This window comes from Spirillospora sp. NBC_01491, assembly GCF_036227065.1.
In the GTDB taxonomy this organism is placed as follows: domain Bacteria; phylum Actinomycetota; class Actinomycetes; order Streptosporangiales; family Streptosporangiaceae; genus Spirillospora; species Spirillospora xylanilytica.
This window is the reverse complement of sequence record NZ_CP109432.1, coordinates 2,890,226-2,908,163: the sequence shown is the minus strand read 5'-3', so window position 1 is coordinate 2,908,163 and position 17,938 is coordinate 2,890,226. Positions and strand designations below refer to the sequence as shown.

The window sequence follows — 17,938 nt, the reverse complement described above, 5'->3', positions numbered from 1 at the left end:
GCCCCGGCCGGAGCAGCATTGAGGCATGACGATTCTGGTGACCGGAGCGCGCGGCGCGATCGCGCGCAGCCTTATAGAGCAACTCCTCACCGCAGGGCATAAGGTCCGCGCGGCCGGGCGCGAGCCCGCCGCCGCCCGCCTCCCCGCCGGTGTGGACGTGATGGAGGCCGACCTGGCGAGGCCGGAGACGCTGGGCGCCGCGCTCGCCGGTGCGACCAAGGTGTTCGTGTACGCCGAACCCACCGGCCTGGACGGGTTCGTCGCCGAGGCCCGTGCCGCCGGGGTGGAGCACATCGTGCTGCTGTCCGCCCTCGGCGCCGAGCCCGGCGCGGCCGACCGCATCCCGCGGATTCACGGTGACGCGGAGCAGGCGGTGGCCGGTTCGGGGATCCCGTGGACGTTCCTGCGCCCCGGCGGGTTCGCGACCAACGCGCTGCAATGGGCGGGTTCGGTCCGCGCGGAGGGGACCGTGTGCGACCCGTTCCCGGAGTCCCACGCGGCACCCGTCCACGAGGCCGACATCGCGGCGGTCGCCGCCCGCGTCCTGACCGACCCCGGGACCGAGCACCTGGGCGCCGTCCACGTGCTCACCGGGCCGGGGTCGCTGACCCGGCGGGAGCAGGCCGAGCAGATCGGCGCGGCGATCGGCCGCCCGGTCCGGATCGTCCGGCAGAGCCTGGACGATCACCGCGCGGAGCTGGCCCAGTGGGGCCCGCCGGACGTCGCCGAGGCCCTGATCCGGACCGCCGAGGAGGCGGTGGGCCGGCCCGCCGAGACGACCGGGACCGTCCAGGAGATCACCGGACGGCCGCCGCGCAGCTTCGCCGAGTGGGCCGCCGACCACGCCGCCGACTTCACCGCACCGGAGTCCTGACCCGCACGCACCACCGCCCCTCAGTGTGAAGGCCGGGAGGCCGCCGGGGACCTCCCCGGCGGCCTTCCCGGCGGTCACGTCCCTGAGCTGGGGCCGGGGCGACCCCGAGGTCTACCGCGGCGTCCATCCGGGGTCGCGGCCGGACAGTCCGATCACCCGGTCGAGGTCCGGGGCGTCCGCCGGGACCTGCACGATCGGCCCGAACAGCCCCTCGGACCCCGCGCCGTCCTTCGGCTCCAGGAGCCGCAGCGACGAGCCGAGCGCCTCCGGGTCGGCCGTGAACGGCTGCCCGCTGGCCCGCGCGACGTCCCAGCCGTGGACGAGGAGCTCGTTCAGCGCGACCGCGCCGGCCACCTCCGCGGGCAGGTCGAACCCGCCCGCCCGGGTCATCCCCTCCCAGGAGCCCGGCTCGCGCCAGGCGTCCGCGAGCTCGGCGAGCTGCCGGGTGATCCGGTCGCGCCAGCCGTCCTCCAGCCGCGCCTCGTCGGCGGACGGCGCGCCATCGGGCCCCTTGGGCTGCTTCCTGGCCGTCCGGACGAACGCCGCCGACAGCCCGCCGACATGGTCGATCAGGTCGCCGAGGGTGAACTCCGGGCAGGGGGTGGGCAGCGCGAGCTGACCGTCGTCGACCGCGGCGAGCAGATCGGCCATCCGCCGTGCCGTCGGGGTGAGATCGGGCCTCGGGGTCATCGGTGGCTCCTTCGTGATCCGGTTCGGGCACCACTGGGTCGGGTACCAGGACTGACCCGGCGAGCACGCGAAAATCATCGGCGGCTCAGCCGGACCCCGCCCGTTGGCCGCGAGCGGCCAACGGCCCGTCCGGCCGCGGCCGGACGGCCGGGACCGTGCCCGGACGGGCGGGCGCGTCCGGCGGCGGCCCGGCGACCTGGAGGGACGCCGCGCGCCCCGCGTCCACCCGTCGAAACCTCCGGGGAGCGGCGAACCGCGCGGTTCCACAGAGGCCGCAACCGCTTGTTGACCGTCCGGTCGATGGCGGTTAGCGTCGGCGCCGCCGGCTCCCCGGCGGAGCGGTGCCGCGCCTGAGGCGGCCGTGTGCGGCAGAGGGGATCCCGGGCCGTCCGGGCAGATGACCATGCAGATCGAGACCTCGCTCGGCCCGGTGGCCGTGGCCGTACGGGGCGCCGGACCGGCGCTGGTGCTGCTGCACGCCAACCCCGGCGACCACCGCGACTACGACGCGGTGCTCCCCGCGCTCGCCCGCCGCCACACCACCTACGCCGTCGACTGGCCCGGCTACGGCGACTCCCCGCCCGCCACCGCGCGGCTCGCCGTGCGGACCGGCTCGGTCGGAGCGACCGCGGGGCCCGGCTCCGCCGCCCCGCCCGCGACGGGCCGCGAGGTCTCGGCGATGGGCTTCGCCGCGATCGTGCCGGAGATCCTGGACGGGCTCGGGCTGCGCCGCGCCGCGGTGATCGGCAACAGCGTCGGCGGCTACGCCGCGGCCGGCCTCGCGCTCGCCCGCCCCGCCGCCGTGACCGCGCTCGTGCTGGTCAACAGCGGCGGGTTCAGCCGGCTCGGCGGCCCCCTGACCCGCGGGGTCATCCGCCTGATGGGGACCGAGCCCGCCGTGCGGGCCGCCTCCGGCCGGATGCCCCGGTTCTACCTGCGCCGCCGCACCGGCACGGTGCGAGAGATGATCAGCAGGGACGCGGCGCGCCGGCACGACCCCCGGACGATCGCGGTGGAGGCGGCCCTCTGGCGGAGCTTCGCCTCGCCCGACCACGACCTGCGCGTCCGGGCGGGCGCCATCACCGCGCCCACCCTGCTGGTGTGGGGAACCCGCGATCCGATGGTCGGCATGGACGTCCGCAGGGTCAGGCGGGCCCTGCCCCAGGGCATCTGGTGCCCGCTGCCGACCGGCCATGCGCCCTTCGCCGAGGCGCCCGCCCGCTTCCTGGACGCGGTGCTCCCGTTCCTCCAGGACGCGGCCCACCGCGCCGACTGACCCGCGGACGACCGGCCCGCGGACGGCCCCCGAGGGGATCAGAACGGGTCGGTCAGCTCGCCCAGCTTGTCGGTCAGCTCCAGGTTGTGGGAGTAGTCGACCGGCACCGTGACGACCGAGACGCCGTCCTCGGCGAGCGCCTTCCGCAGGACGGGCAGCAGCTCGTCCGCCGACGACACCCGGTAGCCCGTCGCGCCGAAGCTCTCGGCGTACTTCACGAAGTCGGGGTTGCCGAACGCGACGTCGGAGCTGCGCCCCAGCTCCAGCTCCATCTTCCAGCCGATCAGCCCGTACCCGCCGTCCTCCCAGATCAGCACCGTGATCGGGATGTTCTCCCGGACGGCGGTCTCCAGCTCCTGCGAGTTCATCAGGAACGCGCCGTCGCCGGTCGCCGCCAGCACCCTGCGGCCCGGGTGGACCAGCTTGGCGGCGATCGCGCCCGGCACCGAGAAGCCCATCGAGGACAGGCCGTTGGAGACCAGCAGCGTGTTGGGTTCGAAGGTCGGGTACATCCGCGCCATCCACATCTTCACCGCGCCGGTGTCGGCGAGCACGATGTCCTCGCGGCCCATCGCCGCCCGGACGTCGGCGACGACGCGGCGGGGCGAGAGCGGGAAGCCGTCGTCGGCGGCGCCGTCCGCGAGCTCGGCGCTCAGCATCTCCCGGATCCGGCGGCCGGTCCCGTTGACGTCGAACCGGCGGTGCACCGCGTCGGCGAGGGCGTGCAGCGAGCGGGAGATGTCGCCCTGGATGCCGACCTCGACCGGATAGTGGTCGTCCACCTCGGCCGGGAACCGGTGGATATGGATGATCTTCTTGTCGCCGTGCGGGTTGATCTTGACCGGGTCGAACTCCTGGAGCTCGTACCCGACCGCGATCAGCACGTCCGCCTCGTCGAACCCGAAGTTCACGTAGTCGTGCCGCATGAACCCGACCGCGCCGAGCGCGTTGCGGTGGTCGTCGGGGAAGACGCCCTTGCCGTTGAACGTGGTGGCGACCGGCAGCCCGAGGTGCTCGGAGAAGTGGACCAGCGCCTGGCTCGCCCGGTCCCGGGTCGCGCCGTGCCCGGCCAGCACGATCGGCTGCCGGGCCAGCGCGATCACGTCGGCGGCGCGGGCGATCTGCGCGGGGGACGGCTCCTGCGGCCGGACGACGTTGCGCGGCAGCGGCCCGAGAGCGGCCGACACCTCGGCGGCCTCGACGTCCTCGGGGATCGCCAGGTACACCGCGCCCGGACGCTCGGTCTGCGCGGTCTTGAACGCCTTGCGCACCATCTCGGGCAGCGCCTCGGCGGTGGGCGCCAGCTCGGCCCACTTGGTGATCGGGCGGAACAGCGACACCAGGTCGATGACCTGGTGCGTCTCCTTGTAGATGCGGTCCAGGCCGACCTGCGCGGAGATCGCCACCACCGGGGTGCTGTTGGTGGTGGCGTCCGCGACGCCGAGCTGGAGGTTGATCGCCCCCGGGCCGAGCGTCGCCGACGCCACGCCGGCCTTGCCGGTCAGCCGCCCGTAGATCTCCGCTATGAACGCCGCGCCCTGCTCGTGCCGGACCAGGACGTAGCGGATGGGGGAGTCGGCGAGTGCGTTGACGAAGTGGATGTTCTCCTCGCCCGGGATGCCGAAGACGTACTCGACGCCCTCCGCTTCCAGGGTCCGGACGAGCAGCCGGGCGGCGTCTACCTGCGTGGACATCGTGTGTCCCTCTTCCGATGTGCGATGTGCGATGTGCGGTGTGCTTCGGGGGCGTTCTCCGGACATCCGGTGCAGCGCCCCCCGGGCACACCCCATTCCCTAGCACGCTGTGGCGTCGGGCACGCGCAGGAGAGGAGGGACAGGGAGGAGGGGCTACCCGAGCACCAGGTCGCGGATCTCGCGCAGCGTCGGCTCGTCCCGCACGCCCGCGATCAGCAGCGTGGTGACGGGGCTGTCCCGCCACAGCTCCAGCCGCTCCTTGATCCGGCCGATCGGCCCGAGCAGCGAGATGGAGTCGGCAAGCTCGTCCGGCACCGCCTTGATCGCCTCGTCGCGGCGGCCGGCCAGGAACAGCTCCTGCACCCGCGCGGCCTGCTCGGCGTAGCCGAGCCGGCCGATCAGGTCGAGATGGAAGTTGCGATCCCTGGCCCCCATCCCGCCGATGTAGAACGCCAGCGGGATCTTGGCGAACTCCAGTGCCGCGGCCAGGTCGCCGGTGACGATGGTGGTGACGGTGGCGGCGATCTCGAAGCCGTCCGGACGTCCCGCCAGCGGCTCCCCGAACAGCGGCTCGATCTGCGCCGGGTCGACGAACAGCGGCAGCCAGCCCTGGGCCAGCTCGGCCGCGAGTGCGATGTTCCTGGGCCCCTCCGCGCCGAGGTAGACCGGGATCCGCGGGCGCAGCGGGTGGACGATCGACTTCAGCGGCTTGCCGAGCCCCGCGCCGCCGGGCAGGGGCAGCGGGTAGTGCGGGCCGGCGCTCGTCACCGGCTCCTCGCGGCGCCACACCTGGCGGACGATGTCGAGGTACTCGCGGGTGCGCGCGAGGGGCTTGGGGAACGGCGCCCCGTACCAGCCCTCCACCACCTGCGGGCCGGACGCGCCCAGCCCGAGGATCATCCGGCCGCCCGACAACGCGTCCAGGGTCAGGGCGTGCATCGCGGTCGCGGCGGGGGTGCGGGCCGAGAGCTGGACCACCGCGGTGCCGAGCTTGATCGTGGTGGTGCGGGCGGCGTACCAGGTCAGCGGGGTGAAGGCGTCCGATCCGTACGCCTCCGCGGTGAACACCGAGTCGTATCCGAGCCGTTCGGCGGCCAGCACCGTGTCGGTCTGGTCGTCGGGGTCGCGCTGCCAGTAGCCGACGTTGACGCCGAGCTTGAGATCCGCGGTCATGGGGGCGATACTAGAACACGTTCTACTTAGGTGGAAGGGGGCCGCGGAGTCCCTCCGCGGCCCCCTGGCGGTGTCGGCCGGTCAGGCTCTGGGGGTCAGACCTCCCGCGCGGTGTCGAGGAGCCGCCGCCAGGCGGCCGGTGCGAGCACCAGCGCCGGGCCGTGCGGATCCTTGGAGTCGCGAACGGCGTGCACGCCATCGGAGAGTGCCGCCACTTCGACGCACTGGTCGCCGCTCCCGCTGTGGGAGGACGTGCGCCAGGTGGCTCCGGTGAGTGCGCGCTGGAGGTTGGTCACGGGCTGCTCCTTGCTGCCTCGGCGATGAGGTGCGCGGACTCCTCAGGGGACAGGGCCGCCTCCTCGATCCTCTGGAAGCGGTCCCCGTGCTTGGCTATTGCCTCGGCGCTTTCGAGATAAACGTCACCCATGGTGCCCTCTACGTAGGCGATTTCAGGGTCTGCGGGGTTCGGATACGACAAAATCGTGAAACGTCCGTCAAGTCCCGCATGCGCCTCAGCGGTGTACGGCAGCACCTGTACCGTCACGCTCGGCCGCTCCGTGGCCCGGGCGAGCGCGTCGAGCTGGGCGCCCATCACCGCGCGCCCGCCGATGTACCGGTGGAGGACCGCCTCGTCGAACACCACGTGCAGCCGGGGCGCGTTCGGACGGTCCAGCAGCGCCTGGCGGATCTTGCGCGCGGCGATCCGCCGCTCGATGTCCTCGGGGCCGGGGAGCAGTCGCCCCGCCGTGATCACGGCGCGCGAGTACGCCTCGATCTGGAGCAGGCCGTGGACGAGCTGGGGGTCCCAGGTGCGGATCTGGGACGCCTCGTCCTCGAGGGCCACGTAGCTGCCGGTGAAGACGTCGGCGTACGCCGTCCACCAGCCGCGCTGCCCCGCCTGCCGGGCCAGGGTGATGAGGGCGTCGCGCTCCGGGCTGTTGACGCCGTATAGGTCGAGTATGTCTGCGATGTCGCCTGGTCGTGGCCGGGTCTGGCTCGTCTCCAACCGGGAGATGGTGGCCCGCGACCAGTCGAGCCGGTCGGCCACCTCTTGCAGGGTCAGGCCCTGCTCCTCCCGCAACTTGCGAAGTTCCCGTGCCAGCCGGCGGCCACGAACGGTGGGCCGGTAGGTCATGAGAGGCGAGTCTCCACACTTGCGCCGCAAGGTACAACGCGAATGACGAACCCGGTCGGTCAGGCAGAGCAATCTGTCCAAGTCTGTTGCGGTACTGAGATTCTCACGACACGCTGTGAAACGTGACCACTCGGGGACCGAAAGTGACGATCCGCGACGGAACCGCGCGCCAGACACCCTGATCCGCGGGAGGATTCGTGAACACCTCGCCTGAGCTCATCGACGAGACCGCACATCCGGTGCCGCCGGGCCCGGCGGCACCATCCGGCGCCCCGCCCGCGGCCGGCGGGGCGCCGCCCAGCCGGCCGGCGGCCGGGCCGGTGCTCGCCGTGGCCGGTGCCGCGGCCGGGCCCGCGCCGCCCGCGACCGCCGGGCCGGACCGGGTGTGGGCGCTGCCCGCCGGTCCCGGCTGCGCCGGCCACGCCCGCCGCGTGCTCGCGGACGCGCTGGCCGAGCTCGGCGTCGCCCGCGACACGATCGGCGACGCCGCGCTGATGGTCAGCGAGCTGGCCACCAACGCCCACCAGCACGCCGGCGGGCATGTCCCGCACGAGCTGTGGCTCTACCAGGACGAGCCGGACGACCGCCCGCCCGGCGAGCCCGGCAGGCCGGCGGAGGCGGGCGGCGCAGGGGAGGCGGGGGAGATCCGCTGCGCGGTCTTCGACGCCTTCGCCGACGCCCGGCTGCCCGGCTACTCGTGGACCTCGGGCGACTGCGGGCGGGGCATCGGCATCGTCCACGAGCTGTCCGCGGGCCGCTGGGGCATGCTGCGCACCCTGTCGCGGCTCGGGCCGGAGGTGCGGGGCAAGGCCGTGTGGTTCGCGATCCCGGTCCCGGCCCGCGCCCTTGTTCCCGCCCCCGTTCCCGCCGCTGCCGCGCGGGACGCCTCCTGACGCCGTCCCACGTGTCATGACTTGGGCCCTTCCAGGTGGTATGTCATCCTGGGCAGGCGACGGACGCGGAGGAACCCGGTGCGAATCCGGGGCTGTCCCGCAACTGTGACCAGGGGAGCGCCCCCTCGCTCGCGCCACGGCGGCAACGCTGGAAGGCCGAGGGGGAGCGATGATCTGGAAGCCAGGAGACTCCGGCCGTCGGACCTGCTCGCCACGGGCGTGGACACCCGAGGGAAGGACATGACGCATGCCCTGTCTGATGGGCCGATGAACCGCGGGCGCACCGGCGCCGCGCGCTATCCGTTCTCGGCGGTCGTCGGGATGGACGACCTCAAGCTGGCCCTGCTGATCAACGCGGTCTCGCCCGGCGTGGGCGGGGTGCTGGTGCGCGGGGAGAAGGGCACCGCCAAGTCGACGATCGTCCGGGCGCTGGCGGACCTGCTGCCCCCGGTCACGGCCGTGCCGGGCTGCCGTTTCGCCTGCGACCCCCGTGATCCCGACCCCGGCTGCCCGGACGCCCCGCACGCCGGGCCTGGGCCCGGGTCCGGGGAGGCGGCGCGGGCGGAGGAGCGGGCCGCGCGGCTGGTGGAGCTGCCCGTGGGCGCCTCCGAGGACCGGCTGACCGGCTCCCTCGACATCGAGCGCGCGCTGACCGAGGGCGTGCGGGCGTTCGAGCCGGGCCTGCTCGCCGCCGCGCACCGCGGGGTGCTCTACGTCGACGAGGTCAACCTGCTGCACGACCACCTGGTCGACCTGCTGCTGGACGCGGCGGCGATGGGCGAGTCGCACGTCGAGCGCGAGGGCGTCTCGGTGCGGCACGCCGCCCGGTTCCTGCTGGTGGGCACGATGAACCCGGAAGAGGGCGAGCTCCGGCCGCAGCTCCTGGACCGGTTCGGGCTGACCGTCGAGGTGGCCGCGACCCGCGACCCGGTGGAGCGCGCCGAGGTCGTCCGGCGGCGGCTGCGCTTCGAGGCCGATCCGGCCGGGTTCGCCGCGGGCTGGACGGGCGCCGAGGCCGGGCTGGCCGGCCGGATCGCCGCCGCGCGGGCCCGGCTGCCCGCCGTCGAGCTGCCCGACGCCGCGCTGCGGCAGATCACCGCCGTGTGCGCCGCGTTCGAGGTGGACGGCCTGCGCGCCGACCTGGTGGCCGCGCGCGCCGCGATCGCCCTGGCGGCCTGGCACGACCGGGACTCGGTGACCGAGGACGACGTGCGGACCGCCGCGCGGCTCGCCCTGCCGCACCGGCGCCGCCGCGACCCGTTCGACGCGCCCGGCCTGGACGGGGAGAAGCTCGACGAGGTCCTCGACGAGCACGGCGCCCCCGAGCCCCCCGAGCCTCCGGAATCCCCCGGGCCCCCCGACGACGGCGGCCCCGACGATCCGGACGGCGGTGGTGGCGGCGGTAGTGGTGCCGACGTCCCGCAGGACGCCCCCCAGGACGGGCCCGGCGCCGAACAGCCGAGCGATCCCGCAGGGCAGAACGCGCAGGACGCGCCGCAGGGAGGCGATCGCTCTAAAGAGAAGGAGCCTGCCCCGGCCGACGCCGCGTACAAGCCGCGCCTCTTTACCGTCCCCGGTATGGGGGCTGGGGCGCCGGGACGCCGTTCCAAGGCGCGCAGTCCTCACGGCCGCGTGTCTGGAGCCAGGCCCGGCGCGCATGGGCTGCACCTGACCGCGACGCTGCGGGCGGCGGCGCCGCATCAGCGTGCGCGGGGCCGCGGCGGCTCTGGGCTGATCGTCGCGCCGGAGGACCTGCGCGAGTCGGTGCGGGACGGCCGCGAGGGCAACCTGGTGCTGTTCGTCGTCGACGCCAGCGGGTCCATGGCCGCGCGGCAGCGGATGCGCGCGGTCAAGGGCGCGGTGCTCAGCCTGCTGCTGGACGCCTACCAGCGCCGCGACAAGGTCGGGCTGATCACCTTCCGCGGCCGGGACGCCGAGCTGGCCCTCCCGCCGACCTCGTCGGTCGAGGCCGGCGCGCGCCGGCTGGAGCGGCTGCCGACCGGGGGCCGCACCCCGCTGGCGGCCGGGCTGCTGCGCGCCGCCGAGGTACTGCGGGTCGAGCGGCTGCGCGATCCGGCGCGGCGTCCGCTGCTGGTCGTGGTCACCGACGGCCGCGCCACCCACGGCGGCGACCCGGCCCGCGCCGCCGGGCTGCTGGCGGGCGTGGCGGCCGTCGTCGTCGACTGCGAGTCGGGCCCGGTGCGGCTCGGCCTGGCCGGCGCCCTCGGCACCCGGCTCGGCGCCGAGGTCGTCCGGCTGGACGAGCTCGCCGCCGACGCCCTGGCCGGGGTGGTCCGCGGCTCCAGGAGCGCGGCGTGACCCGCGGCACGGCCCGCGGCACCACCATCGAGCGACGATCACAGGAGGACGGCCATGCCGCAGGGTAAGCCCGAGTACGTTCCCGACGACGGCCTGACCACCAGGGCGCGGCGCAACCAGCCGCTGGTGATGGTGCACACCGGTCCGGGCAAGGGGAAGTCGACCGCCGCGTTCGGCCTGGCCCTGCGCGCCTGGAACCAGGGCTGGCCGATCGGAGTGTTCCAGTTCGTCAAGTCCGCCAAGTGGCGGATCGGCGAGGAGAACGCGCTGCTCGCGCTCGGGCGCCTGCACGAGCAGACGGGCGAGGGCGGCCCGGTGTTCTGGAACAAGATGGGCGAGGGCTGGTCGTGGATCCAGCGCCCCGGCACCGAGGCCGACCACGAGGCCGACGCCCGCGAGGGCTGGGAGCAGATCAAGCGGGACCTCGCCGCAGAGACGCACCGCCTGTACGTGCTGGACGAGTTCACCTACCCGATGAAGTGGGGCTGGGTCGACGCGGGCGACGTCGTCGCCGCGCTCCGCGACCGCCCCGGCAACCAGCACGTGGTGATCACCGGCCGCGACGCCGACCCGCGGCTGCTGGAGTTCGCCGACCTGGTGACCGAGATGGGCAAGGTCAAGCACCCGATGGACCGCGGCCAGAAGGGCCAGAAGGGGATCGAGTGGTGACCGCCCGGGCGACGGCGTCGCGAAACGGCCGCGTCGGTGCGGGCGGCTCGGGCGGTGCTGCGGTGACGCTCCGGTGAGCGTGCCCCGGATCGTCGTCGCCGCGCCCTCGTCCGGGAGCGGGAAGACGACCGTCGCGACCGGCCTGATGGCCGCGTTCGCGGCGCGCGGGCTGGCGGTGTCCCCGCACAAGGTGGGGCCCGACTACATCGACCCGGGCTACCACGCGCTCGCGACCGGGCGGCCGGGCCGCAACCTGGACCCCTGGCTGACGTCGGAGGACCTGGTCGTCCCGCTGTTCCGGCACGCCGCGGCCGGCGCCGACCTGGCGGTCGTCGAAGGTGTGATGGGGCTGTACGACGGGGCCCAGGGGCCGGCCCGGCCGCGGGGCGGCGGCGACTTCGCCTCTACCGCGCACGTCGCTTCGCTGCTGGACGCGCCGGTCGTGCTCGTCGTCGACGCGTCCGCCGCCGCGGGCCGGTCGGTCGCGGCGCTCGTGCACGGGTTCCGCTCGTTCGGCGACGTGCGGGTCGGCGGGGTCGTGCTCAACCGGCTCGGCTCCGACGGCCATGAGCTGATGTGCCGGGAGGCCGTGGAGGAGCTCGGCCTCCCGGTGCTGGGCGCGCTGCGCCGCCATGAGGCCGCCGCGACCCCGTCCCGCCACCTCGGCCTGGTGCCCGCCGCCGAGCGTCGCGCCGACGCCGTCGCGACGGTCGCGCGGCTCGGGGAGCTGGTGGCCTCGTCCTGCGATCTGGACGCCGTCCTGGCCCTCGCCGGTAGCGCCCCGCCGCTGGCCGTCGCCCCCTGGGAGCCGGACGCGCACCTACCCGCCGATGCGGATGGGGTCATCGGTTCCAGGGGCGGACGTCCTCGGATCGCGGTCGCCGGAGGGCCTGCCTTTACCTTCGGCTATGCGGAGAACGAGGAGTTGCTCGAAGCGGCCGGGGCAGAGGTCGTCCGGTTCGACCCCCTGCATGACGAGAACCTTCCGGACGGTACCGGCGGAGTCGTCATCGGCGGCGGCTTCCCTGAGATGTACGCCGCCGACCTGTCCGCGAACGAACCGCTGCGCAGAGCCCTCGCCGCGTTCGCAGGTGCGCCGGACACGGCCGGACGCGCCGGACCCGTGTACGCCGAGTGCGCAGGACTGCTCTACCTGGCGGAAGAGCTGGACGGCGAACCGATGTGCGGCGTCCTTCCAGGCGTCACCGCCACGATGGCCCCTCGGCTGACGCTCGGCTACAGGGCGGCGGTCGCGGTGTCCGATTCCGTTGTCGCGCGCGTGGGGGAGCGGGTGCACGGCCATGAATTCCACCGCACCGTTACGGAACCGGGACATGGCACGACTCCTGCCTGGCAGTGGTCGACGTCCGGCCCTGAGGGGTTCGTCCGGGGAGACTGTGTCGCGTCGTACCTTCATCTCCATTGGGCCGGTACGCCACAATTCGCCACCAGGATGGTGGAGGCATGCCGGACGCACCGAGGAGAGCGTGTGTGAGTACCTTCAGGGAGGACGTGCGCCTGCGGGGTGAGCGCGTCGTCCTGCGCCCGTTCGGGCTCGACGACCCGGAGGCCTTCAGCCTGATCGCGCCGGATCTCACTTCACCGGTTCCCGGCGCGCCGGACCCGCGGCCGGGCGGCGCCTCCGGGAGGCTCGTCGCCCATGACCAGGGAAGATACGAGCATGACCACGACTGATCCCCACGGGCGCGCGGACTCTGCGGATTCCGCGGGCTCCGTGAGCCCTTCTGGCCCCGCGAACGCGGCGGAGGCGGTCGCGAGGCTGGCCGCGCAGGGTGAGCGGACCCTCGTCCTGTACGGGTCCGCCGTCGCGGGTGCGGCGCGCGGGATGCTGCCGAAACTGCCCGCCGAGTGCTTCGCCGAGGCGGACGGTGAGGGCGCGTCGCTGCGGGCCGCCGCCGAGCACGGCCTCGCCCAGGTGATCCTCGTCGGCACGGCGGACGAACTCGCGGCGACCGCGACCGCGACCGCGACCGCGACCGCGACCGCGACCGCGACCGCTACCGCCACCGCGGGCGCGGCGGCCGAGACCCTCGCCGCGATCACCATCGACATGGACGGCGGTCCCGCGCTGGCCGCCGAGGTGGCCGCGGCGGGCACCGCCCGCCGCGCGTACGAGCTGTGGGAGGCCGCCGGGATGCTCGGCCCCTGCGGGCGCGAGCTGTGCCGCCGCACGGCCGGCGCGCTCGAGCGGACCGCGGCCCGGACGGTGGGCGCCGCGGCGAGCCCGGTCGCCGCCCAGGTCGTCCTGGTGGACTTCACGGGTGAGCGGATGGTCGGCATGTTCGGGCGGATGGCCCGGTGATCTTGGGGGCGGCGTGCTGACGGTCATCGGTATGGACGGGACGGTTTCTCCGGGAGCCGCTGCGAGTGAGGTGCGTGAGGCTCTGGAGAGCGCCGCGCTCGTGGTCGGCGAGCCCCGTCTCCTGCACGCCCTGGGGGCGCCGCCCTCAGCCCGGACGGTCGAGATCGGCGATCCGCACGCCGCCCTTGAGGAGATCGACATCGCACAGGGCCGCGGCCAGGCGGTCGTGGTCGTCGCCGAAGGGGATCCGGGGTTCTTCGGGCTCGTCCGGGCGCTGCGCGCACGCGGGCACACGCCGCGCGTACTTCCGGCGTTGTCGCCGGTCGCGCGGGCTTTCGCGCGGGCAGGGCTCCCCTGGGACGACGCGCTGGTGGTCTCGGTGAGCGACGCGGAGTCGCTGCGGCGTGCGGTCAACGTGTGCCGCGCCCACCCCAAGGTCGCCGTGCTGACCGCCCCTGGCGCGGGGCCCGCCGAACTCGGCCGGGAGCTTTTCCCGCAGACGCCTCGTTCGTTCATCGTGTGCGAGAGCCTCGGCGGCCCGGACGAACGGGTGGTGAACGTCCGTCCTGCCGAGGCGACCACCCGGCCGTGGCGGAATCCAGAGGTGGTCCTGGTACTCGATTCCCGGCACGCGGTCGGCGCGTCCCGCTGGCTGGCGGGTGCCGCGCCCGGCCCGCCCGGATGGGCGCTGCCCGCCGGCGCGTTCGCCCAAGACGATGCTCTGCGGCCGGACGTCCTGGCGTTCGCGCTGGCCAAGCTGGGCCCCAGGATCGGCGACATGGTGTGGGACATCGCCACAGGTGGCGCCACGGGTGGCGCCACGGGTGGCGCCACGGGTGGCGCCACGGGTGGCGCCACGGGTGGCGGCGCGGCTGGCGGTTCAATCGCGATCGAGTGTGCGCGTCTGGGCGCGGCTGCCGTGGCGGTCGAGCGGGACGACGCATCCTGCGAGCGGGTCCGTGACAACGTGCGCGCGCACGAGGTGAGGGTCGCCGTCGCGCGCGGCGAAGTCCCGGGGGTGCTCGACCACCTGCCCGTCCCGGATGCGGTGTTCGTCAGCGGAGGCGGTCAGGGGGCCGTGCGGGCCTGCGCCGCCCGCGCTCTGCGCACCGCCGTGATCGCGGTATCCGAGGCCGCACACGTCCGTCCGGCTTGTGAGGCACTCACCGCTGAGGGGTTCTCCGCTGAGGCCGTCCGTCTCCAGGCGACCCGCCTCGCGCCCTTTGAGGAGCGTCCGTCCGACCCGGTGTGCCTCGTCTGGGGGGAACGCACCGAAGGACGGCAGGCGTGGCGGCCCCAGGTGCCCGCGCCGCGCAGGGCGGAGACGATCGCCGAGCTGCCCGAAGGGCCGATCGGATGACGGCCGGGCCGGAAGACGACCGGTCCTCGTCACTGACGATCGGGGTGGGCGCCGCCATCGCCGCGAGCGCCGCCGAGGTGGGCGGGCTGATCGACGAGACGCTCGCGGGGGCCGCGCTCGCGCCCGCGTCGGTGCGCTGCCTGGCGACGGTGGAGGGCAGGAGCGGGCACGCGGGCATCCGCGCGGTCGCGATGGACCGCGGCTGGGACGTCATCGCCTACCCTGTGGGCGTGTTGGCGCAGGTGAAGGTGCCCAATCCGTCCGCCGCCGTGCGGGCGCGGACGGGCGTCCCCAGCGTCGCCGAAGCGGGCGCCCTGCACGCGGCCCGCACGCTCGGACGGCACGCGGAGCTGATCGTGGAGAAGCGCCGATCGGCCCGCGCGACGGTCGCCATGGCGCGGTTCGCGCCGGGGGCGGGTCCGGACGCGGCCGGGTCACCGGCGCCCCCTTCCCGTGCAACGCCCGGCGGTCCCCATCGGGACGCGTCCGCGACCGTGAGCATCGAGGAGGCGCAGTGACCGTACGCCAGCCCCACCCGATCGAGGTCCGGTCGTACGAGATCCTGCGGTCCCGCGTCGACCTGTCCCCGATGCCGCCGCTGTGGCGGGCGGTCACCGAGCGGGTGATCCACGCCAGCGCCGACCTGGAGTACGCGGTGGACCTGGTGACCACGGAGGAGTCCCTCCGGCAGGGCTGGGCCGCGCTGCAGGCGGGGGCGCCGATCGTGACCGACGAGGGGATGGTCGCGGCCGGGATCAGCGCGCGCGAGGCGGTCTGCCACGCCGCGGACCCGGCCGCCGCCCGGCTGGCCCGCGCCGCCGGCGTCGGCCACGCCGCCGCCGCGGTCCGGCTGGCCTACTCCGAGGTCGGCCCGGGCGCGGTGTGGGTGGTCGGCTCCGCCCCCGAGGCGCTCTTCGAGATCATCGCCAGGCGGGTCGGGCCGGCCCTGGTGATCGGCCTGCCGGTCGGCTTCGTGGGCGCTGCCGAGGCCAAGGACGCGCTGCGGGCCAGTGGGCTCCCGCAGCTCAGCAACGTGTCGGAGAAGGGCGGCTCGGCGGTCGCCGCCGCCGCCGTCAACGCACTCCTCTACCAGCGGACGGAACCACGTTGAGCGACCAGCAGGGACCGCGCCGCACGGCGGCGGGCGGGACGAGCGACCGGGGGGATCGCGTGACCGGGGCCGGAGGGCGCACCGTGACGGGTACGTGGCAGGAGCCGGCCGGGCCGTGGCCGGGGCCGGCCGGTGAGCGGCAGGAGCCGGACGAGGTCGATCTGCGCCACCACGGCGACGCCGAGGTCGGCGGCGGGCTCGCCGACTTCGCCGTGAACGTGCGCGCCGGAATGCCGCCGGCCTGGCTGGCCGAGCGGCTCCGCGAGACCGTCGCCGACCTGGCCGCCTACCCCGACCCGGGGCCCGCCCGGCAGGCGGTGGCGAGGCGGCACGGCCGGGCGGTGGACGAGGTGCTGCTGACCGCGGGCGCCGCCGAGGCGTTCGTGCTGCTCGCACGGGTGCTGGAACCGCGCCGCGCCGTCGTGGTGCACCCTCAGTTCACCGAGCCCGAGGCGGCCCTGCGGGCGGCCGGGCACGAGGTCGGGCGAGCCGTCCTCGGCAAGGACTTCACCCTCGACCCGGCCGCCGTGCCGGACGGCGCCGACCTGGTCATGATCGGAAATCCGACCAACCCGACGTCGGTCCTGCACCCGTCCGGCGCCATCGCCGCGCTGGCCCGTCCGGGCCGGACGGTCGTGGTCGACGAGGCGTTCATGGACTGCGTGCCGGGCGAGCCGGAGAGCCTCGCCGCGCGGCTCCCGTCCGGCGTGGTCGTGATCCGCAGCCTCACCAAGACGTGGGGGCTGGCCGGGCTCCGCGCCGGATACGTGCTGGCCGACCCGCACCTGATCGCCCGCCTGGCCGAGGCCCAGCCCCTGTGGGCGGTGTCCACACCCGCCCTGGTGGCCGTCGAGGCGTGCTCGTCCCCGGCGGCCGTGGCCGAGGCCGGGGCGTGGGCGGTCGAGCTGTCCGCCGAGCGCGACCGCCTGGCGGGCGAGCTGACCGCGCGCGGGCTGTACGTGGTGCCCGAGCCGCGGGCGTCGTTCCTGTGCCTGCGGGTACCGGACGGGCTGGGCATTCGGGCCCTGCTGAGGCAGCGCGGCTACGCCGTGCGGCGCGGCGACACCTTCCCCGGGCTCGGCCCCGACTGGCTGCGGCTCGCCGTGCGGGGCCGGTCCGCCAACGACGCCCTGCTGGAGGTGCTGAGTGACCTCGGCATCTGACCCCTCCGCCAGGCACGACGAGCAGTACGGGCGGCGGAGGCCGCCCGGGAAGGACACCGTGAACCTGATCGAGGAGACGATCGCCGCCATCGTCCCGCCGGACGAGGCCGCCATGCGGGACGCCCGCGACCACCAGGCCCGGCTCACCAAGCCGCCGGGCTCGCTCGGCGTCCTGGAGGAGGTGTCGGTCCGCCTCGCCGGGCTGGCCGGGCAGAGCCCGCCGCCGCTGCCGGAACCGGCCGCCGTCGCCGTCTTCGCCGCCGACCACGGCGTCCACGCCCAGGGCGTCACCCCCTGGCCGCAGGAGGTGACCGCGCAGATGGTGGCCAACTTCCTGGCCGGCGGCGCGGTCGTCAACGCCTTCGCCGCGCAGGCCGGCGCCGAGGTCAGCGTCGTGGACGTGGGCGTCGCCGCCGAGCTGGACGCCGCGCCCGGCCTGCTGCCGCGCAAGATCGCCCTCGGCACCGCCGACATGACCCGCGGCCTCGCCATGACGCCCGAGCAGGCCCGGCGGGCCGTCGAGACCGGCATCGAGGTCGCCCGCGACCTGGTCTCGGCCGGCGCCCGCTGCCTGATCACCGGCGACATGGGCATCGCCAACACCACCGCCTCGGCCGCCCTGATCGCCGCGTTCACCGGCCTGCCGCCCGAGGAGGTCACCGGCCGCGGCACCGGCATCGACGACGCCACCCACGCGCACAAGATCGGCGTCGTGCGGGCCGCGCTCGGCCGGCACCGCGCCGCCGTCGAGGCCGGCGCCCCGCTGGAGGTCCTCGCCGCCGTCGGCGGGCTCGAGCACGCCGCGCTCGCCGGGTTCGTCCTCGGCGCCGCCGCCCTCAAGGTCCCGGTCGTGCTGGACGGGGTGATCGCCGGAGCCGCCGCGCTCGCCGCGCGGGCGCTGTGCCCCGACGCCCTCGCCGCCTGCGTCGCCGGGCACCGCTCGGCGGAGCCGGGCCACGCCGCCGCCGTCCGCCACCTGGGCCTGCGCCCGCTGGTCGACCTGGAGCTGCGGCTCGGCGAGGGGACCGGCGCGCTGCTGGCGTTGCCACTGGTCCAGAGCGCCGTCCGGGTGCTGCACGAGGTCGCGACCTTCGACTCGGCCGGAGTGAGCGGCAAGGACGCCGGCCGTCCCCAGGTGATCACCGAATGAGTCACGCTCGGCTATCGACTGGGCGGGAGCCCTCTCCATGAGACCGGTAACCCGAGTACCTTTGGTCCGCAAAGCCACATGTCCGTCACCCGCGTCCGCGAACGACCC

The 17,938-nt window shown here is 75.0% G+C and carries 18 protein-coding genes and 1 riboswitch; of the genes, 13 read left to right on the top strand and 5 right to left on the bottom strand.

Annotation, left to right across the window (positions count from 1 at the left end):
- Positions 1 to 25: 25 nt before the first annotated feature.
- Entirely contained in the window at positions 26 to 874 is an 849-nt protein-coding gene (locus OHA34_RS13595) for an NAD(P)H-binding protein (protein WP_329521782.1), read from the top strand.
- 111 nt (positions 875 to 985) lie between these two features.
- Here OHA34_RS13595 and OHA34_RS13590 read toward each other — a convergent pair whose 3' ends face one another.
- Positions 986 to 1,564: a TIGR03086 family metal-binding protein gene (locus tag OHA34_RS13590; protein ID WP_329521781.1), complete on the bottom strand. Its 579-nt coding sequence runs from the start codon at positions 1,562 to 1,564 to the stop codon at positions 986 to 988.
- Between the two features lie 397 nt (positions 1,565 to 1,961).
- Here OHA34_RS13590 and OHA34_RS13585 point away from each other — a divergent pair, with 397 nt between their 5' ends.
- The gene (locus OHA34_RS13585; RefSeq protein WP_285944132.1) at positions 1,962 to 2,840 is read left to right on the top strand and encodes an alpha/beta fold hydrolase; all 879 of its coding nucleotides are present in this window, start codon (positions 1,962 to 1,964) and stop codon (positions 2,838 to 2,840) included.
- A gap of 38 nt (positions 2,841 to 2,878) precedes the next feature.
- On the opposite strand, the gene OHA34_RS13580 is transcribed toward OHA34_RS13585, so the two are convergent.
- The 4 genes from OHA34_RS13580 to OHA34_RS13565 all read right to left on the bottom strand — a co-directional run bounded on the left by OHA34_RS13580 (position 2,879) and on the right by OHA34_RS13565 (position 6,842).
- Positions 2,879 to 4,534: an acetolactate synthase large subunit gene (locus OHA34_RS13580; RefSeq protein WP_329521780.1), complete on the bottom strand. Its 1,656-nt coding sequence runs from the start codon at positions 4,532 to 4,534 to the stop codon at positions 2,879 to 2,881.
- Positions 4,535 to 4,687: 153 nt separating this feature from the next.
- Positions 4,688 to 5,707 (bottom strand): LLM class F420-dependent oxidoreductase, encoded by a 1,020-nt coding sequence (locus OHA34_RS13575; RefSeq protein WP_329521779.1) that lies wholly within the window; start codon positions 5,705 to 5,707, stop codon positions 4,688 to 4,690.
- A gap of 95 nt (positions 5,708 to 5,802) precedes the next feature.
- Positions 5,803 to 6,003, bottom strand: a complete 201-nt coding sequence (locus tag OHA34_RS13570; RefSeq protein WP_285944135.1) for a DUF397 domain-containing protein — start codon at positions 6,001 to 6,003, stop codon at positions 5,803 to 5,805.
- Entirely contained in the window at positions 6,000 to 6,842 is an 843-nt protein-coding gene (locus OHA34_RS13565) for a helix-turn-helix domain-containing protein (RefSeq protein WP_285944136.1), read from the bottom strand. The genes OHA34_RS13570 and OHA34_RS13565 overlap by 4 nt, the downstream gene beginning before the upstream one ends.
- A gap of 197 nt (positions 6,843 to 7,039) precedes the next feature.
- Here OHA34_RS13565 and OHA34_RS13560 point away from each other — a divergent pair, with 197 nt between their 5' ends.
- From OHA34_RS13560 to cobT, 11 genes are all read left to right on the top strand, one after another.
- Complete coding sequence (locus tag OHA34_RS13560) at positions 7,040 to 7,735, top strand: ATP-binding protein (RefSeq protein WP_329521778.1); 696 nt, start codon at positions 7,040 to 7,042, stop codon at positions 7,733 to 7,735.
- Between the two features lie 68 nt (positions 7,736 to 7,803).
- A riboswitch (cobalamin riboswitch) is annotated at positions 7,804 to 7,927 on the top strand.
- 75 nt (positions 7,928 to 8,002) lie between these two features.
- Positions 8,003 to 10,054 (top strand): putative cobaltochelatase, encoded by a 2,052-nt coding sequence (locus tag OHA34_RS13555; protein WP_329521777.1) that lies wholly within the window; start codon positions 8,003 to 8,005, stop codon positions 10,052 to 10,054.
- A gap of 54 nt (positions 10,055 to 10,108) precedes the next feature.
- On the top strand, positions 10,109 to 10,723 hold the full coding sequence (gene cobO, locus OHA34_RS13550) for a cob(I)yrinic acid a,c-diamide adenosyltransferase (protein ID WP_285944139.1): 615 nt from the start codon (positions 10,109 to 10,111) through the stop codon (positions 10,721 to 10,723).
- 88 nt (positions 10,724 to 10,811) lie between these two features.
- Positions 10,812 to 12,218 carry a cobyrinate a,c-diamide synthase gene (locus OHA34_RS13545; protein ID WP_285944224.1) on the top strand — a complete coding sequence of 469 codons (1,407 nt, stop codon included), beginning with the start codon at positions 10,812 to 10,814 and terminating at the stop codon, positions 12,216 to 12,218.
- Positions 12,215 to 12,418, top strand: a complete 204-nt coding sequence (locus OHA34_RS13540; protein WP_285944140.1) for a hypothetical protein — start codon at positions 12,215 to 12,217, stop codon at positions 12,416 to 12,418. Before OHA34_RS13545 ends, OHA34_RS13540 begins: the two co-directional genes overlap by 4 nt.
- A 40-nt stretch (positions 12,419 to 12,458) precedes the next feature.
- Positions 12,459 to 13,046, top strand: coding sequence for a hypothetical protein (locus OHA34_RS13535; RefSeq protein ID WP_329521776.1), 588 nt, complete (start codon positions 12,459 to 12,461; stop codon positions 13,044 to 13,046).
- A gap of 31 nt (positions 13,047 to 13,077) precedes the next feature.
- Positions 13,078 to 14,406, top strand: coding sequence for a precorrin-6y C5,15-methyltransferase (decarboxylating) subunit CbiE (gene cbiE, locus OHA34_RS13530; protein ID WP_329522403.1), 1,329 nt, complete (start codon positions 13,078 to 13,080; stop codon positions 14,404 to 14,406).
- On the top strand, positions 14,403 to 14,924 hold the full coding sequence (locus OHA34_RS13525) for a cobalamin biosynthesis protein (protein WP_329521775.1): 522 nt from the start codon (positions 14,403 to 14,405) through the stop codon (positions 14,922 to 14,924). Before cbiE ends, OHA34_RS13525 begins: the two co-directional genes overlap by 4 nt.
- On the top strand, positions 14,921 to 15,517 hold the full coding sequence (locus OHA34_RS13520; protein WP_329521774.1) for a precorrin-8X methylmutase: 597 nt from the start codon (positions 14,921 to 14,923) through the stop codon (positions 15,515 to 15,517). The genes OHA34_RS13525 and OHA34_RS13520 overlap by 4 nt, the downstream gene beginning before the upstream one ends.
- Before the next feature lie 161 nt (positions 15,518 to 15,678).
- The gene (gene cobC / locus OHA34_RS13515) at positions 15,679 to 16,680 is read left to right on the top strand and encodes an Rv2231c family pyridoxal phosphate-dependent protein CobC (protein WP_329522402.1); all 1,002 of its coding nucleotides are present in this window, start codon (positions 15,679 to 15,681) and stop codon (positions 16,678 to 16,680) included.
- A complete protein-coding gene (gene cobT / locus OHA34_RS13510; RefSeq protein WP_329521773.1) occupies positions 16,664 to 17,830 on the top strand; it encodes a nicotinate-nucleotide--dimethylbenzimidazole phosphoribosyltransferase in 1,167 nt (388 codons plus the stop codon). Before cobC ends, cobT begins: the two co-directional genes overlap by 17 nt.
- Positions 17,831 to 17,938 lie beyond the last annotated feature (108 nt).